We start from the raw sequence: 26,103 nt of genomic DNA, 5'->3' as shown, positions 1-26,103 counted from the left end.
ATTTCGGTATGGCATAGGAGCCATACCGTACATCCCCGCGCTATATCTACCGGGTATAGGTCGAGCACGTATCGGTATTCGACACGTATGGGTTCGTAGATGGATGATGGATCCGTCCGAGACTCTCGATGACCATGTCGAGACGCAGCGGCGACCGCATCAGTGTTGTCGATGCTGAATTCGCGACCATCGCGGAGCAGAGCCCAGAGCACGTCGACCGGCCAGCGGGCCAGGGCTAGGAGGGTGTGGCTATGGATCTGGCGTTCGCTTCGTTTGCGGTGGTAGAACCGCCGCGACGGTCCGTTCTCGTAGCGCAGGCCCGACAAGGCCGCGATGGAGAAAACCTGCGCATATGTCGGTTGTAGCTTTTCGGGCGGTAAAGTGGCCCGGCCCGGCCCGGTCCGAGTCATGAGGCACAGGCACCGGCCCGGCATAGGACGGCAAAAGTCCCGCGTTGGCGAAATCCGCCAGGTCACCGCAGGTGCCGATGAGAAATTCCGCACCCACTCCGGGGCCTATCCCGGGCAGCGGTTCGATGACGCGCGCCCACGGGTGTTGCCGGGGACCAGTGGTGACGAGTCGGTCGGTGTCCATGATCTCGCGATCGAGATCGAGGAGTATGGCGGTGATCTGTTTGACCGGCATGGTGGTGTCGGCCTCGCCTGGAAAGGCCAGGGTCTGACGGCCGGCGGCATCGACCGCGGTCTGGGTGATGGCGGGCTTCTACGCCCCGTTGCCGGTGAGATGAACAGTGACACCATTTATTCCTGCCCCGCGGATCTCGGCTGGAGTGCACATTCCGGCGACCGCGATCAGCGGAGTCCGTTTCGAGAAATCGAACGCGGCCTCCAACGCAGGGAAAATCGACCGGGGCAAGGCACGCAGCCGGTTGATCCCGGCAACCCGGTCGCCCATGAGATCAGTACGATATCCGGTCAACTGGGTCAACCCGACAGCCAGCTCGTCAGGCATCGTGACCTCGCTCGGGTCACGGCGCATACGAGCGGCCTCGGCGATCACCTTCGCGCCTCTCAGCTAGAGCACACCACTCTGGGCATCCAGGGCACCAACCCGAGACACCTACAAACTCGAGGATCCACCATGTCCGACCCCGAGATCGACGCCGATTACAACGTCAGAAATACGGTGCCGACAGCCGTGTTCGACCACGTGATCGGCGAATACCGCCGCGCTTCAGCGGAAGCCGTGGAAGGCCTGCGTGGATACCCCGACATTCGTTACGACTCACACAGCGAGCAGATGCTCGACATCTGGGGCGTCACCGGACAACCTGCTCCCGCTTTTCTTGTCATACACGGCGGGTACTGGCGGATGCTGTCCCGCCGTGATACCTCTTTCATGGCGCGCACACTGCACCGGCATGGGATCGTCACGGTTAGCGTCGATTATGGGCTGGCGCCGGACACGACACTCGAAGAGATCGTACGCCAAGTGCGATCCGCGGTGGCCTGGCTCTACCGCAACGGCCGCACGTACGGCATAGACCCGAATCGTATCGTTGTGGGCGGCAGCTCGGCGGGCGGCCACCTTGCCGGCACCTTGATGGTCGGCGGCTGGCAGCACGCGCTGGATCTCCCATCCGATGTGGTGCGGGCAGCACTACCTATCAGTGGACTGTTCGACCTTCGCCCCTTGGTGGATTCTTTTGCCAATGACTGGCTCGGCCTGACGCCTGAACGTGCGGCCGCGTTGAGTCCCGCGTTGCACACAGGCAGGCGGGGCCCGAGCTGTGTGATCGCCGTCGCCGAGCTGGACGGCCGAGGGTTCCTCGACCAGAGCCGTCGATTCCATCGGCTGTGGTCACAGCATGCGCCGAGTAGCTTGCTCGTCGTCCCCGATCGCAATCACTATGACGTGTTCCTGGATCTGGCGGATCCGAACTCTGCCCTCACTTACGCGCTGACGAGGTTGATCGCGGGCACTGGTCGGCGTCCGGGCACGAACGCCAACTGACCGTAGGCACTATCCAGCGCGGGCCAGCGTGAGCGGTTGTTGTGATCAGCACGCAGACTGCACCTTCCTCGCCGCCGGGCGATGTGACAACAGAACGCGACACGGTCCTGTTCGATCTCGACTGTTCTTGGTGGAGACCTGCAACCTGTCTGGCATGCCGATATTGATATACCCCGGCAGCAAAAAGCTATTTGACCAGCAAATCCATTACGCGCAAGCTATCTCCAAGCATCCCGCATCGACGGAAATACGGGCGACGCCACGCGCGGAAACCCCGCACTAGCAGATTGGAAGTCAAGTATGAACGACCTTGCCGGAGTGCAGGATCGGAAGATCGAATCGGACTCGAAACCGCGCAACGTGGCAATCGCGAGCCTGATCGGTACCACCCTGGAATGGTATGACTTCTTTCTCTACGGCACCGCTGCGGCTTTGGTGTTCAATAAGCAGTTCTTCACTACCATGAGCCCTACAGGGGGAACGCTCGCCGCCTTCGCGACATTCGCGGTCGGTTTTTTTGCGCGGCCACTGGGTGGGATTATATTCGGTCATTTCGGCGATCGAGTCGGACGTAGGGCAACCCTCGTAGTATCACTGCTGACTATGGGATTGGCTTCCATGCTGATCGGCGTTATTCCTACTTATGCCACGATCGGAATCTGGGCTCCCATTCTCCTGGCGCTACTTCGGTTGATGCAGGGTATTGGCCTCGGCGGTGAAACGAGCGGCGCCGTTCTCATGTCGGTCGAACATGCACCGGCCGGGCGCAGCAATTTCTTCGGCGGATTTCCGCAGATGGGTGTTCCAGCCGGTTTGGTCCTGGCGAACTTGGTATACTTCATCGCCGCAACGCTGTCCTCCGATGACGCGTTCACTGGTTGGGTATGGAGAATACCTTTCCTGCTCAGCGGCCTGTTGATCGTCGTCGGACTCATTATTCGGTTGCGAATCACAGAGTCCCCGCGCTTCAGTGCTGTTCAGGAACAGAGCGAGATCATCGCCGTTCCCGGCTGGGCCGCGCTCAGTAAGTATTGGCCGCAGATCATCGCGACCGTATTGATGGTGACAGCCGCATCCACCTGCTCGTATGTGTTCACGGTATTTTCGTTGTCCTACGGGTCGCAGGACCTGCTCATGAATCGTGAGGTGCTGCTGCTCTTCATTACCTGTGGCAGCCTGATCTGGATGGCTTCGATCCCGTTCTGGTCTCGCGCGGCCGACCGATACGGACGTCGTAGGGTTTTCATGTTCGGGTCGGTGGCGCTACTCGCCGCGGCAGTCGTATATTTCCCCATCCTCAATCAAGGCACCCTTGTGACGGCCGCAGCCGCCTTCCTCTGCATGGCGCTTACCACACCTATCTCGCATGCGTTGCAGGGCAGTGTCATGGCGGCGGTGTTCCCGCCGGCCATGCGCTATTCGGGCATGGGGATCATCCTCGGCCTCGGTTCGATGATCGGCGGCACGGCGCCACTTATCGCTTCTGCGTTGTTCGCGCTCAATGGCACAACAGCGCTCATCACCGGCTATCTCGTCGTCGTCTGCGTGTTGAGTCTGGGGGCGGCGCACACACTGTTTCGCACAGCTCCCCAGATCGACACCGGTGAGGGTGACGGTGTTCAGACGGTACTCAGTCCCCAGCAGTAGAAGTGCCGGCGGCAGTGAAGGTCATTGCCGCCGGAATGGAAGAACCGAGAAAGGATCTGTATTCCATGGATATACTCATCGTCGGCGGCGGGTTCGCCGGGGTGTGGAGCGCTGCGGCGGCCGCCCGGGTCCGCGAGCAGACCGGCGCAAAGCTTTCGATCACTGTGGTTTCTTCCAGCGCCGACCTGGTAATTCGGCCACGGCTCTACGAAGCCGACCCCGAGCGCCTGCGGATTCCGCTGAGCAGAATCCTGCCCTCGATCGGAGTGACCCAGGTGACTGCCACAGTTTCTGCTATCGACACCAGCACCCGGACCGTGTCGGCAGTCGACGGGAACGGGCGGAGGAAGCTCCACTACAGTCGGCTCGTACTTGCTGCCGGCAGTACCATCAGGCCCGCAGACCTGCCCGGTTCCGAATACCTGCACAACGTCGACACGATCCAGGGGGCGACCGCCCTCGACAAGCATCTTCGCTCCCTGCCCAAAGCTCCGGGCAGCCGGACCGTGGTGGTCGTCGGCGCGGGCTTCACTGGGCTCGAAGTCGCCACCGAGCTGGTCGGGCGGCTCACCGACCTGGCGTCCGACGCAGAGTCGGCTGACCCGCCGCCCCGGGTCGTCTTGGTCGAGCGCGCCGACACCGTGGCTCCAGACCTCGGGCCCGGTCCGCGCCCTGCCATCGAAGAAGCACTGGCGAAGCTGGGCGTCGAGGTTCGACTCGGGCAGACCATCGCATCAGTCGCAGCCGACGTCGTCCGGTTCACCGACGGTACTGAGCTACCTGCAGGCACTGTTGTATGGACAGCCGGTGTCCAGGCCAGCCCGCTCACGGCCGAGATCCCCGGCCGGCGCGATCCCTTGGGCCGACTGTATGTCAACGAGTATCTACAGGTTGCGGAGGCACCCGCGGTGTTAGCCGCGGGTGACACCGCAGCCGCGAACGCCGAGGAACCCGGACGCTTGGTATTGCAGTCCTGCCAGCATGCCATTCCGCTGGGCAAGTACGCGGGTTATAACGCTGCTGCGGATCTGCTCGGCCTGCCGCTTGCGCCGTTCAGCCCCGCCCCCTACGCGACATGTGTCGACCTTGGCGCAGCCGGAGCGGTACTCACCAGCGGGTGGGAGCGAACGGTCGTCAGCACCGGGGACGCGGCGAAGCAACGCAAGGAGACAACGAATCGAGAGCGGATATATCCACCGCTCGACGCTGCGGAACTCTTGCGGGCCGCCGACTATCAGGTCGGAGTCCGGCCCCCCGCCGCCAAGATCTGATTCCGTCGCGCACAACCGGCGAACCATCTCCGGCTCACAACCACCGGTCGGTCTCAACCGAACTCGTGCGCAGCAGACGGTACACCAATCGAATATGGGAGAAGTGAAGCTACCGACGTTTTCAATGCGACTTGTTACTCCGACACTGAAAGGAGGTTGCATCCACATTCTCGGAAAACTGGCTCGTGCCCCTTTATCAACAGAGGATAGAGAGAACGATGAACGATCGAGACATCACGGCGAACCCAGCCGGATTCGAGGCAGCGATGGAGGCGCTGGTTATGGATGACCCGTATCCGAACAGTTCGTTCGGGGACTGTCCTACACATTGGTTACGAAGGGGTCTGTACGCATACGAGTGGGCAAAACATATCTACCCGGACGCGGAGCTGGAATTCTTTTCTCGCAACGCTCTCGAACCGGGGAAAACTCGGGAGGCGGTCTTGCGTTACGAGGCCGGCCATTTCGAATTAGGAAGACGCCGATGAGCGCGCGCAACGGGTATGGACACGATGCGCGTACCGGTAGCTCTCGCCGCCAAAAGAAGGGTGCGGACAGTCGGCGCGACGATGACACGACCGGTCTCACCGGAGAGGACTGGGTAGCGATCCGACCCTGGCTCGACCCAGGCGACTGGCCCGGCGTCCGCCCATTTCCGGAGATGGGTGGAGCATGAACGCCATGCTTTAGTTCAGGTCTCCTGCGTACACCCGGTAACGGGCGAAGCCTCGCCGCAAGGTCATCTTCTCCAGCTGCATGCGGTCCAGGGTGACGCTCGGACACAGAAGCCGAATAGAGAAGGCATGTGTGAGAGCAACAGTCGCCGCTCGACCAGTAGCGGCGTGCATCAGCCGGGAAGTAGTCGGGTGCCGATGAGGGGTACCCACTACTTCTTGTGCAAGCCTGCCGAATCAATCGAATATTCGTGACGATCCCACTGACATCGCCAAAGACCTTGGATATGTGGAGCACGCGCACCGTCACCCCGAACAGCGGCCGGCAGGCCATCCGCAAGTACAAGCTATCCCTGACCAGCGCCCTGAAGTGCGTGCTGGACGCGTATCCGAAAGCCAACGCGCGCATTGTCGAAAAGGGGTTCCCGGTCGGGCCCGGCGGCACAGACGGACCGCCGAGGGGCTGGAACGAGAAGAATCGCTTGGAAGAGCAATGGTACGAAGAGAACGGCCATTCACTGTTCTGACCGGGCCTGGAAGCCACCGTCACCCCCGGCTCAGAACATCGAGGCCAACCGGTGGCTGTCAAACCGATCACCAGGGCGATGACCGAGAGCCAGGCCGGGCGGGGCGATCCGCTGCCCCTCGCAGAGTGCTGCTTGCGGGCTCTGGCCAGGGGCAGCGCTGTCGACCCGACCGGCGGGTGCTCTCGGCCGGATCAGATTGCGGGTGGCGCGATGTAGGTGTAGGCCCGATGACCGCGCGATCGACCCACTATATGCTGTCAAAAGTGCTCATGAAGATAGGAATCGATCACCTTCGTCGCGATGTTGCCACCGGTAACGACCGTGAGAACCTTCTTGCCACGGAGATCGTAGTCGTCGAAAACCCCTTGCACCACTCCATCGTTCTGCAGAACTGCCATCGGACCCACGGCGCCCGCGGCTTCTACCGGGTGGCCCATGGCATCGGAGAGCAGGACCACCCCGCGGGCGATATCGGAGTCCGGAACCGTGATGATGTCGTCGACTCCGGTCCTTATCTGGTCGAACAGATGCGCGGGTACGGTCTCGACTCTCATCGCCTCTGCGATCGTGGTCGCTTCGGTGGTGCGCGGCGCACCCGCCTGTAGTGACCTCACGAGGGTGGCCGAGTCGGCGGGGCAAGCGCCCAGTACCAGATATCGACGACCTGACAACTCCTCGAACTCGCGGACGACCTGGGCGCCAGTCATGATGGTTCCACCCCCGCCGGGCAACACGATCGCGTGGACATCGGGGTGCTGAGTCAGCATTTCATGCACAACGGTTCCCAATGCGGCGACCGAATCCGGTGCGTCGACATCCAGAAGATGTGAATCGGTTCCGCGGACGAAGTGTTTGGCATGGTCGTAAGCCTCGTCCCAGGTCTCTCCGTGCCGCACAACAGTCGCGCCATAGTGTTCAATCTTTGCAACTTTGAGTTGAGAAGTGCCGCGCGGGACTACCACGGTCAACGGCGTCCCGGACTGCTGACAGGCTCTGGCATAAGCGATGCCGTGGTTACCGGAAGATGCGATGACGCATCGCGTCCCCGGTTGCAGGCCCGCCACTTGATGACTCAGCAGACGTGCTGCCCGGTCCTTGATCGAGCCCGTGTCCGGAGATAGGTTTTCCAGCGCGAGGTGTAGATCGACCGGAGTCCGCCAATCGAGATCCTTGCTCAGACTGACTATTCGAGTCAGCGGAAGACCGGATTCGGCGACGAGTCTTAGCGCCTCCCAGCGCTGGGCTGACGTCGGAGCGAGCAAATGCGCCGATGGTATCTGCTCTCGGGCAATAGTCTCGGTCGCCCGATGCAAATCAGCGGCAGCGCGAAGCGGATCGATTGTCCTGCTTCTGATGCGTCTCCTGAGGAGACTTGCCGCGCCGGTCAGGGTTTCGCCTATTCGAGTAGCAGCCTCACAAGCCACCCGAACTATGCCATCACTCATCGGTGTCGCATCGCGTGCTGTGATCGGAGGGCGCTTACCGCCTGGGTGCGGCCGAAAGCACAACCAAATGCTCTCTTCGACAACTCGGCCTCGGAGCTGGAAGGATTGTCCCCTTGTCGAACAGATCCAGGAGGGTCCCGCCGGACTGGGCCGCCATCACCGGCCACCCTATACCGTCTGACATAAGAAAACACTCGCTTGACATGTCGTGCAAGCTCGTTCAAGTTTCGACTTCTCCGACTTCCGGATGGTGGGCGAATGGCGAACGCTCTCGTCTCCGCCGAATCTTCGACCCACCCCGATCGATTTCTGCCTCAGGAATCTCCGCATGATATCTGGACTACAGGCACGGCGTCGACCCGGCGAAATTCACATGTGCGGCAAGAAAGTTTCTGCTACGAGCAATTCTCGGGATCCCGATCCCGCGCCGGCCGGTGCCATCCGTTTCGCCAGCCCTCGCAGCGTCTCAAGGCTGGCCAGCACCTCCGAGCGGTTGTCCGAGCTTTCATCCACGCTGGCAGCCGAGCGAACATCGACATCGTCGGCCGCACGCCGCCACGCTCTCGTAATCGCGCTCCGACGTAGGCAGACAGCGCGTCGATGTGCTCCTCGTTGTAGGCCCACAAGATGTGACCGGCGCAACGGGTCTGCAGCCGTAGAGGCCCGCTGGAAGAATGGATCCTCACTACCACCGAACACCGCACCGACCAGCCCAGCCCCCTGTATCTCAGGTTTCCATTCGGCGACGGCACCACACCCTCCACAAGCCAGGTGACGCGGCTGGAACAGAAGCTCGCTGAAGTATCTGGGCTCAGAAAGGCCAGGCCGGGGGATCACAAGAGCAAGGCCCCCGCATCGCGGACAGGTCACAAGCATCCGACCCGAACCGGGCCAACCAACCTCCTCGGTCATAGTGATGAGCGAGATCAGTGCGCGGCTCGGAATGCATGGAGGACACCATCTCAGGTCCGCGATACAAGCAGCTACCGGATTCTCGAACTGACGGCAGCCCATGTTTCGGGACTTGTTCCGGGACGCTCTGACCTGGCGTTTTGTTTCACGGTCGTGAGTGTCCCGTACTCGACAACGGCGCCCCGTTTCACAAGAGCAAACTGATCGAACGCCCCCGCGACATCACACCTCCTCAATCGGCCCGGCCGAACACACCGGAACGGAGGTCGCCTAAACTTGTCGATCCACAGGATTTGACAATATCTCGCCCGCACGACCGTCCGAGCCTGTCTCGACCCAGTACATGCGCTCGTCGGTCCAGAACTACTCAGCAGTCTGCCTGCCGATGACCTCACCCTTCTCTCCAACAACCTACCGGTAGCGCATGAATCGACTGCCGAGCCAACCGTGCGGTGCGGTTGCGGCGGGGCTGGTTGGCAGGCGCATCGTCCCCATAGATCCACATTCCGACAACACGAGAAGGCGCCGTGGCGTATGACATCATCATCACAGTGGTTGCAGGACGAAGTTCGAGGTACACCACTGGGCGCCAGTCACTTGCCTTCGTCGAACGCGAGCAGGCCCCCAACGATGGTGGCGACGTAGACCACCCCGTCCGGCCCGATGGTCGTTCCTACTCCGAATATCGAGGTGCCGGGAACCTCATTGCGGTCCAGTTCGACGCCTGTGGCGGTATCGAGCACAACGAGGTCGTTGTGTAGCTGACCACGGTCCACAAGAGCATAGGCGAGCGATCCCGAACTCTGCGGGACAATGCTGCGGTTGTCCAAGTCTTCCCTCCGCCAAACCAAGGTAGCGTGGTCGCCGTCGTCTCGGATCGCTTGTACTGCGCTCCCTCGTCCACCAGCGGGGATGACGATGCCAGAAGGAGATACCGAGGCACTGCCTCCAGCGGCGTATCCAATCTGTTGGCTCCACACAACATTTCCAGTGGTGGTGTCGATGGCGTGCAGCGCGTCGACATTGTCGGTCACGTACAGTCGGTTGCCGTCTGCGGACAGAGCAGGGCTGGAGCCGCTACCGCCGGGGAGCGCATCATTGATCCACACGTTGCTGATGACCGGCTCAGGATTCTCCGTATACGCCATGGCGCGAATATCGGCCTGGGTTTTCCCTGGAGCCCAGAAGGTGAAGAAGAACTGGCCCCGTTCTAGCGCGAAGGCGATGGTATTTGCACTCGGGCAAGCCTGCGTGCCCCTGGCGCAGGCAAACAGATCCTCGCTGGGATTCCACGTCGCACCGGGAATGAGCTCGAGCGGACTCAGCATCGGGTGGCCGGTTGCCCGGTCGAGAACGTGAATCGTCCCGACGTGGGTGATGAAAATGAGACGTCCCTCAGAGGTGAACTGGGCCGATAACGGCACCCCCACGATCGGGGTGCTCCACAGGACCGAACCAGAGCTACCGAATGCGCGCATCGCGCTACCATCGGCGAGATAGAGGACACCCTGCTGGTCGATCAACGGGGAGGAGACCACCGCGAACCGATCCACTTCTGGCGCACACCACAGCGTCTTTCCAGTTGCGGTGTCGAGTGCCTGTAAGTTGCAACCCTGCGCTGTTGAGGTGACATACACGCGGTGTCCGTCAGGACTGATGGTCGGGCCGAGATTGATTGTCCACTCGAACGGCCCGATGCGTGTATCCCCCTCGAGGTCGCGCGACCAGCGGAGGTCGAGGCTGCGATAGCCCGGCGCAGGCGTGTAGTCGCTGTTTGCGGCGTCGGCGTGCACAGCCGACCAACCGGCTCCATACACCCCGCTTCGACCCCCTCCGCCCGCCGTTGCAGTGTTGTCGGGCTGGCCGGCGGATATGCCCGCACCACCACACGCTGCTACCGTGAACACAACTGTCCACGCGGCGAACCAGCGGCACCACGATGTGACTGATGGGCGAGCGCCACGTGAGAGTGTCATCACCGGTCACCAGACTCGAGCGCATTCAGCACACCGATGGTGAGCTCCGGAAAGCCGAAAGGAACCTCTCCAGGTGGTTTCGGCCCCAACCGGACCGCCACGACCCCCGTTTCCGGGAGCACTGCCAGCGTCTGGTTGTTGAAACCGAGAGCCCAAAACGTATCGCGCGGTGCGGCAGGCACCACCGGCCCTCCGAGTCTTTCTTGATTCCCGTGCCCTGTCGTGGCCAGCGCAGGTGACACGACGACGCCTTCTGCGTTCACCCACCACAGTCGCCCGTACCCGCGATTGAGGTCGGTACTTGGGCTCACCGATGCCCGCGCATATTCCGCGTCCACGATTTGTGTGCCATTCCAGTTTCCCTCGTGAAGCATCAGAACCCCAAGTCGCGCGAGATCCAAGCAAGTCGTGTTCAGCCCCATGAAGGTCAACGCTCCACCTGAACGATCGCGTTCGAGGTGGGAAGCATCCATGCCGAGCGGACCGAGGATGTGTTCCTTCGCATAATCCGACGGGTGCACCCCGGTTGCGTTCTGTAGAACCTTTGAAAGCACCTGCACCGCCGAGTTGTTGTAAACCCATACCGTCCCGGGTTCAGCTTGTTGTCCAAGCCCGATGGCAAAGGTGGACTTGTCCGCTGCTTTCAACGCCATCTCCCCGTAATCGGTGGCTACGTCCCACTGCCGACCAGATGTTTGGGTAAGAAGATGCTCCACCGTCACCCCTTCCGAGGCCGTTCCGCGCCACTCCGGTATGTAATCCGAAACCTTGTCGGACACCGACAATTCGCGGCGCTTCACCGCCACGCCCACCAGAAGGCCGGTCAACGACTTCGTTACCGAGAAGGCTTCCCGAGGAGGCATGGCCGGGCCGGAACCGTGCTCGTCGACCACGACCTTGCCATTACGAACGACAGCCACACACGACGACTGGGCCGCACGCGCTTCGGAAACGACCGCATCGAGCGCGGCAGCATCGAAACCGGCTTCCGCTGCGGACACCCGTCCCCATGTTGCCGCGGGAAAGACCACCTCGGCAGAGTCTGCCCCCTGAGGCGAGCCCAGCGGCACCGCCGGCGCCTCGCCGGAGCACGCTGCCATGACAACCGCAGCAGCAACAGCAACAGCCCCCCGACTCCACCGCAGCGGTGAAGCCACACGCCTGAAACATGCAGTTGCTGCACCTGTCAGTAAACTTTGAAACCCGAGAACTTTCATTTCTCCACTCTCGCTCCACCATCTTGGTCAGTTGCTGCAAAAACCCGCCTTCGCCACTGAGCTGCAGCCCGCCGGCGCGGAACTACTCCACCGGCTCGGCATCCACCGCTAAGGTCTACGCATCCGTCCGCCTGGCCACTGCAGCAGTTCGGAAGGCGGGCTCACGAAGTGAGAGTTGATCTCCCGACAACCCACGGGCGCAGTGAATAGCGACCTCTCCACCCCGGCACTGGTTGGTGCAAGGCCATGATCGACGCAAAAGCGGGCGGGTTCCACACTCGCCCGCCCCGACGTCAGTAGTTGTGACAGGTCTCGGCGACGGTGCGCATGTTCTGTACCTGCTGCTGAGCCTGTGGCGTCTCGCGTCGTCCCTCGAGCTTGCCCTTGGCATCCTGATGTGTGCCCAGGAACTCTTCGGCCCGCTGCTTGCGTTGCTCGACCGGGAGGTTGAGGAATTCCTGGAGCTTGGCCTTGCGGTCGGGGTGCGCGTCGAGGCGGGCCGCGGTTTCGGGGAACTGAGCATGAATGGCAGCATCGATCTGCGCGAAGCTGCACGTCGTCTCGATCAGGCCGGCACCCGGTTGCGCGGAGGCGGGAACCGAGGCCAGCAGCATCCCTGCGGCGGCCAAGCCGGTGAAGGCAACGGTGGCGCGAACGATCCTTGTCATATGAGGTAATCCTTCGGTTGGACGTACGGGTCACGTTGATGTGACCCGGCGCCGAGTACATCAAACAGGGTGTTTGCTCAGTGCTAGGAACTTCGCATCTCGCGTACACGACGGCAGATCCCGGCAGCGAGTGAGCGTTCAGCGCAAGTCTGTGTACGAGTCGCGCGTGACGGTCGCCCGTGTTGGAGGCGGTACCGACCACAGGACTATCCGTAGGCGGGAATCGGCACTCGACACTGGAACACCACACGACGGAACTTCGGCGCTAACAGGGTGTCTTACGTGGGCGTAGTTCGTTGTCCAGCATGATGTGCCCCCTGGTCGACAGGCTTGCTCAGAGACTGGTCCCGGACGCGTTGTGGGACATCGTGAAACCGCTGCTACCGGCGTTTAGTCCCAGAAGGCAGGGCGGCGGGACCTCACCGGTGGACGAACGTGCTGTGTTCACCGCCGTCGTTCGGGGTGAGTGTGCCGACAGCGCATCGCCGGTTCATAGTGTGGGCCGAAACTGGAGTGTTCGATGCGCTGCATCGGGAAATATTGGACCGGCTCGGAGCGGCCGGCGACCTCGACTGGAGTGCGGCAATCCTGGATGCAGCCAGCGTTCGGGCGAAAAGGGGCTCACTGACCGGTCGCAGCCCGGTCGACCGCGGGAAGAAGGGATCGAAGATCCACGTGATCTCCGATGCGAGCGGAATCCCGCTGACTACCGGTGTTTCCGCTGCCAACACCCACGACTCAGTGCTGCTGCAACCGATGGTCGAACAGATCCCGCGGGTGCGCTCGAGGCGCGGCCCACGCCGCGGCAAGCCACACAAACTGCGTGCGGACAAAGGCTACGACTACGACGTCCACCACCGCTGGCTCCGCGCCCGTGGGATCGTGCCCCGCATCGCCCGCCGAGGGATCGAGGATCCCTCACGGCTGGGTCGGCACCGGTGGAAGATCGAACGCACCATCGCGTGGTCGACCGGCTGTCGACACCTCACGGTCCGCTACGAACGCCACGGCCGTCTTTTCGCAGCCTTTCTACAACTCGCAGCCGCGATCACCTGCTACAAGAAACTACCCACATAAGACACCCCGTTATGGACTCAGATCGCCAGTTGTCTTGAACAACGGAATGGCATGAGCATGGGCGAGGTAGGCGGTACCCTCGGTAAATCCGCTTCCAGGCCGCTCTCCCAGCATCCGCCTTGCCAGGCTGTAATGGGTCCTGCGCCAACGCTGCACCTCAGCGGACAGGGCAGCCATACTTTCAACCAGTCGGTGCTCCAGCCCGGGATCCACGGCACGTTCTCGCCGAGCGGTGAACAATGCCTCTTCCAGGCTGATATGCCCGGCTTGGACCTGGTGTTTCACCTCGGGCACCGATTCGTAGCTGATCGAGTTCAGACGCGCGGGGTCGGGTTCGCGGCACAGCGACTCGACGATCTTGTAGTTGTGGGACTGAATCGCGCTGGCACCTTCGGTGAACTTGCGGAACTCGTGGAAGGCTGCCGCCTGCATTGTGCCCACCAAAGAAAACAGGGCGCGCGAGTCACTCAGAGCATGGTTTGCCCACTGTATACATGCGGCTGCGGTGGCAAGTCGATTGGTCGCTGTGGCGAAGATCGCTGCTCGCAGGTACATGGCCATTAGGGCGAATGTGGACTCATAGGATTGCAGCACGCGGATGAACAGGTATTCGTCGTGGAATGTGTACACCGGGAGCATGGTCGTGGAGAGCATCCGTCGGTCGTTATCGTCGGCCATCAGCGATGCCAGCCCCGGTAGGTGGGCAGGTTCGAGAGCGCGGTCATCGTTGACGAGGCGGCGTCGCCGAATCGCGGGTAGCGCAGCGCGAAACGCCAGCCCGCATCGCTTTTCGATCAATGCCGGCGACGGGCGAAGTCCGGGAAGTTGCATCGTTCTCTCGGCCGCAGCGTCCAGTTCGAATGCTATGAGGTCCGCTATGAGCAGCAGTAATAGGCGATCTCGACGGGCATGGGCTCGGCTGAGACCGGAAAGGTCCAGATCAATCACCTCGGCGTCCGGTAGCGGTAGTAAGGGTAGTGCGAGATAGGTGGTGTAGTCGTAAGTGCCGTCCCATTTGTCCAAGGCGATGTCCAGGAAACGGCGAAGCTCCGTAGTGGCAGGGCCTCGGACGGCACGCAGCAAGATGCGCAGGTGGTGCAGTTCGTGGAGCAGCGATTCGGGAACGAAGTGTTTTCCCACCGCCCGGTAGCAGGCGATGACTTTGTCATAGGGGAATGTGGCCGGGTCCAGGTATGCGGCGTTCAGATCCACTGTTCTAGTCCTGAAGTGCGTCGATGAGTCGCTCGATGTCAGCGCTGGTGTTGTAGTAATGAAAGGCGAACCGCACCGTGTCACTTCGTGGGCTGGTCACGATCCCGCGTTGTTGTAAGGCCTGTGCCAGTAGAGGCGCACTCGGGTGACGTACCGCGACAATCGGTCCACGCTCATGCGGTGGTCCGGGTGAGCAGACCTCATATCCGGCGAGGTCCAGTTGTATGGCGGCGGCCGTGGTCAGTGTCCGGATGTGGTCGCGGATCGTTGCCGCGGGTATCTGCTGGAGCAGTCGCAGGCCGGCGATGGCGGCATAGACAGCGGGTATCGCGGGCGTTCCGGTTTCGTATCGGCGGGCGGTCTCACTGAAGACCAGCGAGCCGGAGTCGGGACCGAAGGGGTCAGGAGCGCCCATCCAGCCCGTAAGCACGGGGGACGGGCCACCGTGCTCAGGGACGGCGGAGTACAAAGCTGCCACTCCGGGCAGGCCGAGCAGATACTTCGAGAACCCGAACACGACATAGTCGGCCACGTCGACGATCGGCGCCATGGGTTCCGTTCCGGCCAGCTGAGACGCGTCGACGAATACTCGTGCGCCGAAATGATTTGCTGCCGCGGCGATCTCGCGTACCGGGAGCCGCTGTCCGTGCAGGAATCCGCAGGCGGGTATGGAGACAAGCCCGGTACCTTCATCGATGGCTTCCAGGTAGTCGGCGGCGAGCACCTCCATCGAGGAATCGCCCGGAACAGTCCTCAACCTCGCCCCACGCACGGATTGGGCGTGCCAGACCCGGGTTATGGAGGGGAACTCCGCCGTGCAGGCGACGATTTTCGGTCGGTTCTGCCAGTCGATCGATGTCGCGACCTGATAGGCCCCGATCGTGGCGTTGGGTAGGATCGCTACCCGATTCGCCTCCGCGCCCAGAAAAGACCCGACCAGCCCCCGAAGGGTCGACACAGTGCGCTCGAATACTTCCCACGCCAGAGCGGGCTGCCTCATCTGGAAAAGCATCAGGTCGACCGCGTCCTCCAGAAAGATTGAGGACGCGCCAAGACTGCAGGTGGCTAGATACGCGCACTCGCCTAGCGACGGAAAATAGTCTCGAAATTCGCGGCTGCTGATCGTGGTCATGTCTCGGTACTGGAGTCGGTGTAGCCGTCGCCATCAACCGTTTTAATCACTGAGGACAGAGGCCCCTGCTCAGTCAGAATGCTTCGGATCCACCACAGTTCTGGGAAATACTTCTGGTTCAGCAATCCGGTCAGCGAGTCGACGGGAGTTCCTTTCGTTCCCCTCGCGGCGTGGCCGATGATCCGAACGGCAAGTTTGTAGTGCCGCGCCCGCCAGAGCCCCAACGCTTCATCCCAATCGATCAATGCTTACATCAACTCGTAGACGGCCGAACCCGGACCCTCCTTGTAGACGGTCACCAGATCGATTCTCTCGCCCTTGACGAATGCATCCACGACTTGCGCGAGTTCTTGCGATGTTCTTCGGACAGCCGCCCAGCCAGGAGATTCGAAGCCCGACCCGTGCCCAAGCGCCACCCGGATCTGCTGAAAACCCCAAGGATCGAGATTCTGCAGGATGCTCAGCTCGTCGGTGATAAAATTCACGGCCGCCGTCGCCCGGCCCGCTACAACACGTGCATAGCGCAGGTCGCGATCCAAGATCGCGGCCAGTGTCCGCTGAAGCTCACTGTTCGCGAGCTTCAGCCACAACTCGGTGATCTGATGAACCGCCTGAAACATTATCTCGTCGTGGTGAACCACATCATCGGGATCGCGCTGCAACGCCAGCAATTCGTCGGTCCGCATATATCGCGCATAGTCTGTTGAGCTGGAACCGTCCAATATAGGCTTCGAGTAGTCGGTCACAATCCGCCTTGTGATCTCTGCGCTACGCGGATATGGGCACATCGATAAATGGGCAAAGAATCGCCTGGGTCGGCGAGTTTGTCTGAATTCATGACTTTCCGTGTCTCTTGAGATACCGTTCGATCAAAGTTTCTGAAGTGCCGACTGGCCGGCCCTGAAGCGTGCGGTCGCAACAGGGCGAGACGGTCGAGCGGTTCCGGCTTGGCAGTCCGAGAGTGACGGTACGAATGCCGAGAGAAACTGTCCGCCCGTAAGCAGAATCCCTACAGTTCACCGCGCCCTCCCTGAACTCTCACGTACTGACAAGCAGCAATGGTCGGGCAACTGAAGGGAACCGGCATCCGTGATCGCGCAAGTACTACCTACATGCACACCTATACGGTTACCTAGAGGGCAGGACCGAATGGTTCAAGGCGCTGCCATATCAGGCCGTGGGCACCCGATCAGGCCAGACTTCTTCGGCACCCGAAGTTGACATCGACGCCGAACTCGCTCAGATCGGCTTCAACCGGATTCCCGTCGGGCTCTACGCCCGTATCGCCGGATTTTTCATGCTCCTGCTCGCCCAACCGTTCGCACGCATCGACCGCATACGCGCCGACCAGGCCGTCGTCCAGCCCGACCGCACCGTCACCATCACGTGCGACACCATCGCCCGAACCCCTGGACCAACTGATCCGCCACCCCTCACCGCCGGAAGCCCCGCCTCCTACGCCAACCAAGGCCGCTGGCTCTTCCCAGGCCGACTACCCGGAAAAGCCCTGATCACGAAAACATTCGCAGCCATCTCATCGCACGCGGCCTCCGGCCAGGACACGCCCGCGACGATATGTGAACGGACCAACGACAACATACCCACCCCGTTCGCGCACACAACCTTGTGTTCGCAGCCGACCCCTGAAACCAAGATCACACCACGCAGCAACGCAGGAGACCGCCTACGCCATGCGAATCCCCGGCACCGACCCCGACATGAACCTCGCCGCAGGGCGACTGGCCAGCTCCTTCCACCAACTCTGCGGCAAATTACACGACCACGCCTCCGGCGCGGCCGACTACCCGCGCAAAGTCGGAGAGATCTTCAGCGCTCTCGGGCAACGGTCACGACTCTCGGCCGAAGTCACCGCCCCCACACCTACCGCACCAGCGGCCATCCCCACACCTGACCTCACGGGTCCCATAATGCTCAGCGGGCGGCAAGCACTCGACGACCTCGTCACACGTTACGGCGACCGCATCGTATTCCACGGCACCGCCTATCCCGTCAACAAACTCGAACCCCGACAGACGAGCTGGGTCGACGGCACCGGCCGCCGCTACCCCGACGGCGAACCCGCCCTCTGTGCCGATGCCAACTGCGACATCCCCATGTTCATGGCCCTGTTCAAAGGCCGCACCCGGTGCGGCTATAGTTCGATGCCGAAGGCCACGTCACCTACCAAGCCAAAGGCGCTGCCACCAAGGGCATGAGCTCATACTCCGGCCACGTCCACGTCATGGACCGTCGACACATCCAGCTGATCGACCTCCAAGCCCCACAGGACTGCCCGGAACCATTGGACGCGCTGTCGATCTGACTCACTCGGGCCGGTCCGGGACTATCTCGGTAACGGTGTTTCCGGCGGTTTCTCTCAGTAGGTTCGGGCGTCGGGCCAGCGATCAGCGAAGGTGATCGCGAACGCGTTGACCGCATGCTTCCACCGCATCGTCCATCGTGCCCGACCGGCACCGGTCGGGTCGAGCGAACGAGTCACCAGATACAAGCATTTCAGAGCGGCCTGCTTGGTCGGGAAATGCCCTCTTGCCTTGATCGCCCGCCTGATCTCGACGTCATAGTCCAGGAAGGGGATGAACTCTTCCCAGGCGTTGTTCCACAACCGCATAACACCGTATTTCGAGCCCCACCGCTCGGTCCGCTCATCGAGTGCTGCCGGGCGGCGTCAGCGTTGACTACGGTATAGATCGGTTTCACGTCCCGTTTCAACGCCAGAACTTCGCGCCCTCGCCACCGGAGCCGGCCCAGAGTCCGAGGATGTCCTTTTCGCCGGTCACGGTGACCCCGATCGCGGCATAGATCGGCCGGTTGGCGACTTGTCCATCGCGGATCTTGGCTCTGGCGCAGTCTTCGTGATCAGTTTTGTAGCAGGGTGCGTTTGCGGAGTAGGTCGAGGTTGGCTCGGCCGAACATTTGGCGTTTGATCATTTTGATGCGGTTGATGTGGCCTTCGACCGGGCCGGAGCTGTAGGGCAGAGTCAGTCCGTTGCGGACGGCGTCGATGTCGCGGCGGAGGTTGCGGGCGAATGAGGCGATCGCGGTCAGTGAGTCGTTCTCGACGGTGTTGATCCATTTTTCGAGGCGGTGGCCTTCGAGCCGGGTCATCATGATCGCGAAGTCCTCGACATGACGCGCCAGACGGCGCAGGTCTTTGCTGCGCCTGCCGAGCCGGTGCAGGCTAGCGGTGTCGTCGGTGGTGAGGTTGGCGGGATCGGTCATGATCCACCGGGTCATGTCGCGGACCGACGGCGGTCGCGGGGCGGGGACCGGCATGTGGCCGGTTCTGGTTCGGAATCGGCGCAGATAGCGTTGAACCTGCTGTTCGGTGCCGGGATATCCGAGCTCGGCGATCTCGCGGGTGAGTTGGGCGCCGTTGCGGATGCCGTCGTTCCAGCGTCGGTGCAGGTGTTCGTGGTAGCCGTCCAGGATGGATGAGCGCTGTTGGTTCTTGGCGATCAGCGGATCGACGGTATCGGCGCCTGCGAACTTGCGCACTGTCGCTGGATGCAGGCCCAGCTCGCGACCGATCGCGGACTTGCTCAGTCCCTGCTGCAGCAGCCGGTGAACCGCGGCATGCTGATGCCGGAAGCGTGCGACCACCTTCAGTTCACGATGGTCGACGACCGCAGGCGTCCGACCGGAAGGCTCGGTGGCAGCTTCCGCTGCCAGAGCCGCAGCAAGGTCTCGGCGAATCGCTGAAAGGTCTTTCTCCACGACTTGGCCGAGGTTCTGCCACAGATGGAACCGGTCGGCGACCTGCAGCGCGGCCGGAGCTCCCTGCCGGGCGCCTTCGGCATAACCGCCGGCCCGGTCACGGCAGATGATCTGCGGCAGGGGCCCGGCACGCAGCCAGGCAGCCAGGGCGTCACCGTCGCGGCCCTCGATCAGGTCGATCGGTCTGCGCGTGTCGAGATCGACCAAGACTGTCCCGTAGCGGTGGCCGCGGCGGACAGCGAAATCGTCCACGCCCAAGATCGCTAACGGGCTGTTCGGCGGGTCCGGCAACCGGCGGACCAGCCGGATCAACGTGTCTCGGCCGGCAGGCATCCCCAATCGGCCCGCCAGCCGGGCGCCGGCGCGACCGGCCATCGCCAGCCCGATCGCGACAAGCATCGACGTCAGCTGGCTTGTGCGCCGGGACCATTTCACCGTCAGGCCGGCAACCTGTTCAGCGAAAGTCTTCGCCGAACAATCGCTGTTCGGGCAGAAGAACCGCCGAACTACCAGTTGAACGGTCACCACCCGTCCGGCGACTGCGGCATCGGCCAGCGTTCGCCGATAGCGGGAATGCACACGTGCCGACACCGACTCGCATCCTTGACACCGAGCAGTCGGCGCGGCGACCACAGCCCGGTGAACCAACCCATCGCCTTCGCTGTCGACTGCTTCTACCGCCAGATCAGCCAAGTGCGGCAACAACTTCTGAACAAGATCACCCAAGCACGCCCGACACCATTACCAAGCCGGGTACTCCGACGACAACACGCCGAGCATCGGGATCACGAAGACTGCGCCAGAGCCCGGATCTTCACCACGATGGCGTCGGTGAAGACCGCGACATACACCTCGTCGAGAGGCCTGCTCGACCATTCCTGCATCTCCGCGATCACCTTGTCTGTGATCCGAGAGACCCGTTTCCTTCGACGCCGACGCCCCATAGATCTCGGGGAAATGCGCCGAGATCTCCCTGGTGGCCAGTCCTTTCGCGGACAGCGACAGCACGATTTCATCGACCCCGGTCAACCGGCATTGACGCTTCTTCGCGATCCGGGGTTCGAAGCTGCCATCGCGGTCGCGGGGGACCTCGATCGGCACCGGCCCGGCCGTCTCGGTCAACACGTCTTCGACCGGGTCCCGTTGTGTACGTTGCCGGAGTCCCTGTCGGCATGCGGGGTCCAGTTGGCCGGAAACTGGCGTTAGCCAGTGTTGGTGGCCGAAACGCTTTGCTGTGGAGGTTGATTCGCTGGATCGGTGGGTGCTGGTGAGTGTGTGGTGGTTGCATGTCGATTTGTGGGTGATGAGGGCGGGGCCGGGTACGGCCGGTTCGGTGTGCTGTCGCGGGTCGAGCTGGAGCGGTTTTTTCATCTCGATGACACCGATCGGGAGCTGATCGCGGTCCGGCGTCGGGATTCGAATCGGCTCGGATTCGCGCTCCAGTTGGTGACGGTCCGCTACTTGGGGATGTTTCTGCCGGATCCGCTCGATGTTCCGGGTGAGTTGGTCGATTATCTGGCTGAGCAGCTGGAGATCGCGGATCCGTCGTGCGTGAAGTCCTACACCGACCGGGAGAAGACCCGGTTCGAACACGCGTGGGAGATCCAGCGCAAGGAGGGGCTGATCTTGTTCGCGCAGGTCGAGGTCGACCTGCTGGCGTGGATCACTGATCAAGCGTGGATGACCGGCGACGGACCGAAGGCCCTCCTGTCCGGCGCGGTGGGCTGGCTGCGAGAACACAATGCTCTGCTACCGGGCGTCACCACCCTGGAACGGCTGGTCACCGACGGCAAGCAGGACGCCGACCGGCGACTATGGGGGGCAGCTGGCCACCCAGCTGACCGGCGGGGAGTCCGGGGTGCTGCTGGGTCTGCTGGACACCCGGGAGGAGAACCGCCGCCGTGATGTCGAGCTGGAGCGGTTGCGTAAGGGCGCGTTCACTCCGTCGCCGACGGGCATGAAGAACGCCTTGGCGCGGGTGCGGGATGTGAACGCGGTCGTCCCGGCGTCGGTGGACATCGCGGCGGTGCCAGCACGCCGGGTGATCGTCCTGGCCACGCACGGGCTGACCGGCAAGACCGCGCACCTGCGGCGGATGAAATCCCAGCGAGAGCGGCTGCTGGCACTGCTCACCGCGACCGTGTTTACCCTGCGCGCCAAGGCAATCGACGACGTCCTCGAATTGTTCGACCTGCTGATGGTCACCGACTTGATGGCAAAGGCCGAACGTCAGTCCAAGGACGAGAAGCTCAAGCGTTACCCGCGAGTGAGCCGCAACGCCGGCAAGCTCGCCCAGGTAGTGCGGGTACTGCTGGAGATGAGCGAGAACGAACCGGAGCTGTCCCTCGAACTGGTGTGGGATCTGATCGAGAACACCGTGTCCAAGGCCGAGCTCCGGGCCGCGCTCGCGGCGATCGACGAGCTGGTGCCCCAAGCCGATCCGGAGTGCGACTCACAACGGCTCGAGGAGCTCGCCAACCGATACGCCACGGTCCGCTCATTCCTGCCCGCGATGATGCGCAACATCGACTTCGGTGCCACCGCCGACGCCGCGCCGGTGCTGAAAGCGGTTGTGGCGCTGGCAGACATGATTTCCCCGCAACGCACCGGCCGCAGCGGGTTACCGGCGCGGTGGCTCGATGCCCGGCGCGTGGATCACGACCTGATCGGAGGTGGCTGGCAACGGCTGGTGTACCCGCCGGAGCGGCCGGAGCAGACCGTTGACCGCCGCGCCTACACTCTGTGTCTGCGTGAGCAGTTCCACCGGCATCTCAAGCACCGCAACATTTTCGCCGAGCACTCCTCCAAATGGCGTGACCCCCGCGCGCACCTGCTGTCCGGCATGGCGTGGGAATCCGCTCGCGACCGGGGCATGAACGTGCTCGGCCTGCCGGATAACCCCCGCACGATGCTGGGCGAGCTGACCCAAAGCCTGGACAGCGCCTACCGGGAGCTGGCCGCGCACCTGGGTGAGGACACCTCGGCGTCGGTGGACGAGGACGGGAAACTGCATGTGGCGGCGCTGTCGGCGATGCCGGACCCGCCGAGTCTGGTCGATCTACGCCGCCGCACCGCGGCGATGATGCCGCGGGTGGACCTGCCGGAAATGGTCCTCGAGGTGATGTCGTGGCTGCCGGGGTTCGTCGAGTCGTTCACCCACGTCGCCGGCACCAGCGCCCGCGTCGCTGATCTGGCGGTGTCGGTGGCGGCGGTGCTGTGTAGCCAGGCCATGAATGTCGGGTTCACGCCGGTGACCACGCCCGGCGCCGACGCGCTGACCCGCGATCGGCGGCGCCATGTCGATCAGCACTATCTGCGTGCGGACACCCTGTCCGCGGCGAACACGGTGCTGGTCAACGCCCAAGCCAATGTGCCGCTGGCCCAGTTGTGGGGCGGCGGGGCCGTCGCCTCTGTGGACGGGATGCGGTTCGTCGTGCCGGTCCGCACCATCCACGCCAGACCCAACCGAGAATATTTCGGGCCGAAACGAGGCGCTACCTGGCTGAACATGCTCTCGGACCAGGCGGCCGGGCTGAACGCGATGGTGGTATCGGGCACGCCCCGCGACTCGCTCAACGCCATCGACGTGATCCTGCGCCAACCCGAGGGCAGCAAGGTTCCCGACGACATCATTTCCGACAATGGGTCCTATTCGGACATCGTGTTCGGGCTCCTGCATCTCCTCGGCCGCAAGTACCGGCCGCAGCTGAAGAGCCTGCCCGATCGGCGGCTGTGGCGCATCGACCCAGCCGCTGACTACGGGCCGCTGGACAAGGCCGCGCGGGGGCGGATCGATGTGGAGAAAATCCACTCGCACTGGGAGGACATGTGCCGGGTGGCGGTGTCGATGAACCGTGGTGAGGTCTCCGCGCACGAGGTCACGCGCATGATTTCCCGCGACGGCAATCCCACCGCGCTGGGCCAGGCCATCGCCCATTACGGCCGGATTTTCAAAACTCTCCATATCTTGCGGCTCGCTGACGACGAACCCTATCGGCGGGAAGCCAAGGCGCAGGCCAACCTTCAGGAAGGCCGCCACGATCTGGGCCGTACCGTCTTCCACGGCCGCAAGGGCGAACTCACCCGCGCCTACCTCGACGGCATGGAAGACCAACTGTCCGCGCTGGGGCTCGTTTTGAATATCGCCGTGCTATGGAATTCGGTGTACCTAGACCGGGCTCTGGACGAGCTGCGCGCCCAGGGCTACCCGGTCCGCGATGAGGACGCCGCGCGGCTCTCGCCGTTCATCCGCCGCCATATCCGGCTCGACGGCCACTACAGCTTCCACCTGCCAGATCTGGGCGGGGGTCACCGGCCGTTGCGGGATCCGGATGCTCCCGATGATGACGAGTGAATCGGGCGCTCAGGCCGGCCCGCCCAGCAGTACGGATTAGTCAAGCAACGCGAGCTGTAGTAGCCGATTGCAGTGTGTCGCACAGATGGTCCCTGTTCGGGAGGGGGTCGGCCTCGGTTTGTTCGTGATCATTGTGCCGTCTGCTGAGAGTCCGCGATCCCGGTGAGGATGCGGCGCAACCCGTGCGAGAACTGTTCGGCCGGGCTCAGGTCGGCGGATTTGATCATGCGCGAAACCGAGGGATATGCGCCGCTGTCGATGACCTTGCGCATGTAGGGGGCGACGGCGGCGCGCCACTGGTCTTCGGTCTGACCGGTGCGCCGTTGGGTCTGTTTCTCGGCGAGCTCGCGGATGACCGCGCCGCGCACGTAGTCCCTGATCAGCCCAACGGCCGAGGCCGCGTCGGCGATGTCGGAGGTCAGCGGGGCGGCTGCGGTGAGTGCGTGTTCCAGGCCGCGCAGCCAGTTCGGGCCGAGCGATGGCCGGGTGGCAAGCAGCGGGGCGAGCCAGGTGTGCCGCAGCCACAGTTCGCGCTCGTGGTGAGCGTATGCCTCAAGGTCGGCGCGCCAATCTCCCGTCAGCGGCGCGTGGTCGTCCTGTACCGCATCGGCCATGAGGTCGAGCAGGTCGTCACGGCTGTCCACGTAGCGGTACAGCGAGGTCGTGCCGGTCGACAGCTCGGCGGCGACGCGGCGCATCGACAGCGCGTCGATCCCCTCGGCGTCAGCGATGGCCACGGACGCGTCCACAATGCGCTCCACGCTCAGGGCCTGCCTGTTCGGCCGGTACGGCTCACGCTCCCAGATCAGCGACATGGACAGGAGTCTACAGAAGTGGATACAGTGTGCCCATGAATGGGCACACTGTATCCACAGATGTTTTGATCGCGGGCGGCGGATCCGTCGGGCTGATGCTCGCGGTGCTGCTGCGCCACCACGGCGCCAAGCCCCTGGTCGTCGAGGAGAAGCCGGACCTCTCGCCCCACCCCAGGGCCACCGGCATCGGGTCGCGGTCGGTGGAGATCCTGCGCGAGGTGGGCCTGGATCACGCCGTCAACGAGGCTGCGGTCGATTTGCGGGCGGGCAAGATCAGAGGGCGCACGCTCGCCGAGGCCGACTTCGCCGAAGGCGTGGAGTGGAAGGCGAAGACCGCAGCCGAGCTCACCTACACCCCGGCCCGGATCCGCGGCACGTGCGGTCAGAACCTTCTCGACCGCGTGCTGATCACCAAGGCCGGCGACGTGGAGTTCGGCGTGGCGCTCGACTCGTTCGAGCAGGACTCCGGCGGCGTCACCGCGACATTGTCCGACAGGCGTGTCGTGCGGGCGCGCTATCTGGTGGGAGCCGACGGTGTGCGCAGCCGGGTCCGGCAGGTCCTCGGTGTCGGCCTCACCGGTCCCGGTGTGATGGGTCGGGAGACGACGAGTGTCCTGTTCCGCGCTGATCTGCGTCCGAGCGAGCCGTTCGCCATGTGCAATATCGAGCATCCGGACGCGACCGGCCTGCTGGTGACCGTCGACGGCGCACGCGAGTGGGTGTTCCTCACCGGCCTCGACACCGAGCCGACTCCCGAACTCATCCGCACCGCGCTCGGCGACCCGTCCTTCGAAGTGGAGATCCGGAGTGTGCTTCGGTTCCGGGGCCGTGGCCAGGTGGCCGATCGCCTGTCCGTCGGCCGGGTCTTCCTGGTGGGCGATGCGGCGCACGCGATCCCTCCACTGGGCGCGTTCGGGTTGAACACCGGCATCGCCGACGCCCACAACCTGGCGTGGAAACTCGCACACGTGCTGCGCGGTGAGGCAGGGCCCGAACTGCTGGAGACCTATCACGCCGAACGCCATCCGGTGGCCCTCATGACGATGGAACAGGCACGGCTGCGGTTCAACGATCCGTCCCTGCACTGGGGCAAGGACATGGCGCAGGCGCGCAAGGCAGCCGGGGCGATCAACGCGCCGGTGGTGCACCTGGGCTACCGGTACGGCGGCGCGGAACTCCCCTCCACCGAGGACGTCGCCCTCGACCTCGACGGGTCCCCAGGATCTCGCCTGCCGCACATGTGGGTGGCCGACGGGGTGTCCACGCTGGATCTCGTCGGATCGCAGTGGTGCGTATTCACGGCCGATCCCGGCGTGGAGGCCGATGTTCCGGTGCACCAGGTGGACGGCTGGCCGTACGGGACGGTGCTGGTCCGCCCCGACGGTTTCGTGAGCCGCTCCTACAGCTAGTGTTCCGCGCCTGAAATCCGTTGGATATATCGGGCGAGGGAGTCGAGGATCTCCTCGG

Annotated in this window: 20 protein-coding genes and 3 pseudogenes; 9 read left to right on the top strand and 14 right to left on the bottom strand. The window is 63.2% G+C overall.

What is annotated here, in order from left to right:
- Positions 1 to 249 precede the first annotated feature (249 nt).
- Entirely contained in the window at positions 250 to 594 is a 345-nt protein-coding gene (locus tag ON38_RS38040) for a transposase (RefSeq protein WP_305082410.1), read from the bottom strand.
- A 150-nt stretch (positions 595 to 744) separates the two neighbouring features.
- On the opposite strand from ON38_RS38040, the gene ON38_RS38030 reads away from it, so the two are divergent.
- The 4 genes from ON38_RS38030 (at position 745) to ON38_RS29015 (ending at position 6,093) form a co-directional block, all read left to right on the top strand.
- Positions 745 to 1,974 (top strand): alpha/beta hydrolase, encoded by a 1,230-nt coding sequence (locus ON38_RS38030; protein WP_444543714.1) that lies wholly within the window; start codon positions 745 to 747, stop codon positions 1,972 to 1,974.
- A gap of 300 nt (positions 1,975 to 2,274) precedes the next feature.
- Entirely contained in the window at positions 2,275 to 3,621 is a 1,347-nt protein-coding gene (locus ON38_RS29025) for an MFS transporter (protein ID WP_051165416.1), read from the top strand.
- A 14-nt stretch (positions 3,622 to 3,635) separates the two neighbouring features.
- A complete protein-coding gene (locus ON38_RS29020; protein ID WP_245564358.1) occupies positions 3,636 to 4,892 on the top strand; it encodes an NAD(P)/FAD-dependent oxidoreductase in 1,257 nt (418 codons plus the stop codon).
- Positions 4,893 to 5,817: 925 nt separating this feature from the next.
- Positions 5,818 to 6,093, top strand: coding sequence for a hypothetical protein (locus tag ON38_RS29015; protein ID WP_157181974.1), 276 nt, complete (start codon positions 5,818 to 5,820; stop codon positions 6,091 to 6,093).
- Positions 6,094 to 6,350: 257 nt separating this feature from the next.
- On the opposite strand, the gene ON38_RS35335 is transcribed toward ON38_RS29015, so the two are convergent.
- From ON38_RS35335 to ON38_RS28995, 4 genes are all read right to left on the bottom strand, one after another.
- Positions 6,351 to 7,355 carry a threonine ammonia-lyase gene (locus tag ON38_RS35335; RefSeq protein WP_157181973.1) on the bottom strand — a complete coding sequence of 335 codons (1,005 nt, stop codon included), beginning with the start codon at positions 7,353 to 7,355 and terminating at the stop codon, positions 6,351 to 6,353.
- Between the two features lie 1,688 nt (positions 7,356 to 9,043).
- Positions 9,044 to 10,243, bottom strand: coding sequence for an outer membrane protein assembly factor BamB family protein (locus ON38_RS29005; protein WP_051165414.1), 1,200 nt, complete (start codon positions 10,241 to 10,243; stop codon positions 9,044 to 9,046).
- A gap of 182 nt (positions 10,244 to 10,425) precedes the next feature.
- Entirely contained in the window at positions 10,426 to 11,427 is a 1,002-nt protein-coding gene (locus ON38_RS29000; protein WP_157181972.1) for a serine hydrolase domain-containing protein, read from the bottom strand.
- A 509-nt stretch (positions 11,428 to 11,936) separates the two neighbouring features.
- Entirely contained in the window at positions 11,937 to 12,311 is a 375-nt protein-coding gene (locus ON38_RS28995; protein ID WP_039828270.1) for a hemophore-related protein, read from the bottom strand.
- 308 nt (positions 12,312 to 12,619) lie between these two features.
- Here ON38_RS28995 and ON38_RS35325 point away from each other — a divergent pair.
- Positions 12,620 to 13,388: pseudogene (locus tag ON38_RS35325) on the top strand (IS5 family transposase).
- A gap of 9 nt (positions 13,389 to 13,397) precedes the next feature.
- On the opposite strand, the gene ON38_RS28985 reads toward ON38_RS35325, so the two are convergent.
- The 5 genes from ON38_RS28985 to ON38_RS36475 all read right to left on the bottom strand — a co-directional run bounded on the left by ON38_RS28985 (position 13,398) and on the right by ON38_RS36475 (position 17,200).
- Entirely contained in the window at positions 13,398 to 14,600 is a 1,203-nt protein-coding gene (locus tag ON38_RS28985; RefSeq protein ID WP_039828269.1) for a tryptophan 2,3-dioxygenase, read from the bottom strand.
- Between the two features lie 4 nt (positions 14,601 to 14,604).
- On the bottom strand, positions 14,605 to 15,732 hold the full coding sequence (locus ON38_RS28980; protein ID WP_039828268.1) for an aminotransferase class V-fold PLP-dependent enzyme: 1,128 nt from the start codon (positions 15,730 to 15,732) through the stop codon (positions 14,605 to 14,607).
- Positions 15,729 to 15,977 (bottom strand): hypothetical protein, encoded by a 249-nt coding sequence (locus tag ON38_RS34465; RefSeq protein ID WP_051165410.1) that lies wholly within the window; start codon positions 15,975 to 15,977, stop codon positions 15,729 to 15,731. The genes ON38_RS28980 and ON38_RS34465 overlap by 4 nt, the downstream gene beginning before the upstream one ends.
- A gap of 3 nt (positions 15,978 to 15,980) precedes the next feature.
- Positions 15,981 to 16,520, bottom strand: a complete 540-nt coding sequence (locus ON38_RS34460; RefSeq protein WP_083873183.1) for a tryptophan 2,3-dioxygenase family protein — start codon at positions 16,518 to 16,520, stop codon at positions 15,981 to 15,983.
- 401 nt (positions 16,521 to 16,921) lie between these two features.
- Positions 16,922 to 17,200 carry a hypothetical protein gene (locus ON38_RS36475; RefSeq protein ID WP_157181971.1) on the bottom strand — a complete coding sequence of 93 codons (279 nt, stop codon included), beginning with the start codon at positions 17,198 to 17,200 and terminating at the stop codon, positions 16,922 to 16,924.
- A gap of 223 nt (positions 17,201 to 17,423) precedes the next feature.
- Between ON38_RS36475 and ON38_RS36470 the strand changes: the two genes are divergently transcribed.
- Positions 17,424 to 17,948: a hypothetical protein gene (locus tag ON38_RS36470; protein WP_157181970.1), complete on the top strand. Its 525-nt coding sequence runs from the start codon at positions 17,424 to 17,426 to the stop codon at positions 17,946 to 17,948.
- Between the two features lie 161 nt (positions 17,949 to 18,109).
- Here ON38_RS36470 and ON38_RS35320 read toward each other — a convergent pair.
- From ON38_RS35320 to ON38_RS35315, 3 genes and pseudogenes are all read right to left on the bottom strand, one after another.
- A pseudogene (locus ON38_RS35320) lies at positions 18,110 to 18,602 on the bottom strand (transposase); the annotation flags it as partial.
- Between the two features lie 7 nt (positions 18,603 to 18,609).
- Positions 18,610 to 20,193, bottom strand: coding sequence for an ISL3 family transposase (locus ON38_RS28960; protein ID WP_218000858.1), 1,584 nt, complete (start codon positions 20,191 to 20,193; stop codon positions 18,610 to 18,612).
- 80 nt (positions 20,194 to 20,273) lie between these two features.
- Positions 20,274 to 20,621: pseudogene (locus ON38_RS35315) on the bottom strand (transposase); the annotation flags it as partial.
- Positions 20,622 to 20,724: 103 nt separating this feature from the next.
- On the opposite strand from ON38_RS35315, the gene ON38_RS37725 reads away from it, so the two are divergent.
- Entirely contained in the window at positions 20,725 to 21,372 is a 648-nt protein-coding gene (locus tag ON38_RS37725; RefSeq protein WP_444543713.1) for a DUF4158 domain-containing protein, read from the top strand.
- Positions 21,326 to 23,821, top strand: coding sequence for a Tn3 family transposase (locus tag ON38_RS28955; RefSeq protein ID WP_245564331.1), 2,496 nt, complete (start codon positions 21,326 to 21,328; stop codon positions 23,819 to 23,821). Before ON38_RS37725 ends, ON38_RS28955 begins: the two co-directional genes overlap by 47 nt.
- Before the next feature lie 128 nt (positions 23,822 to 23,949).
- Here the strand turns inward: ON38_RS28955 and ON38_RS28950 are convergent, their stop codons facing one another.
- Positions 23,950 to 24,636 (bottom strand): TetR/AcrR family transcriptional regulator, encoded by a 687-nt coding sequence (locus ON38_RS28950; protein WP_039828266.1) that lies wholly within the window; start codon positions 24,634 to 24,636, stop codon positions 23,950 to 23,952.
- Between the two features lie 35 nt (positions 24,637 to 24,671).
- Here ON38_RS28950 and ON38_RS28945 point away from each other — a divergent pair, with 35 nt between their 5' ends.
- On the top strand, positions 24,672 to 26,045 hold the full coding sequence (locus tag ON38_RS28945; protein WP_083873181.1) for an FAD-dependent monooxygenase: 1,374 nt from the start codon (positions 24,672 to 24,674) through the stop codon (positions 26,043 to 26,045).
- The last annotated feature ends 58 nt before the right edge of the window (positions 26,046 to 26,103 follow it).

The sequence above is a fragment of the Nocardia testacea NBRC 100365 genome, from assembly GCF_000308775.1.
Classification (GTDB): domain Bacteria; phylum Actinomycetota; class Actinomycetes; order Mycobacteriales; family Mycobacteriaceae; genus Nocardia; species Nocardia testacea.
The sequence above is the reverse complement of the archived record's forward strand: the minus strand, read 5'-3'. Positions and strand labels throughout refer to the sequence as shown.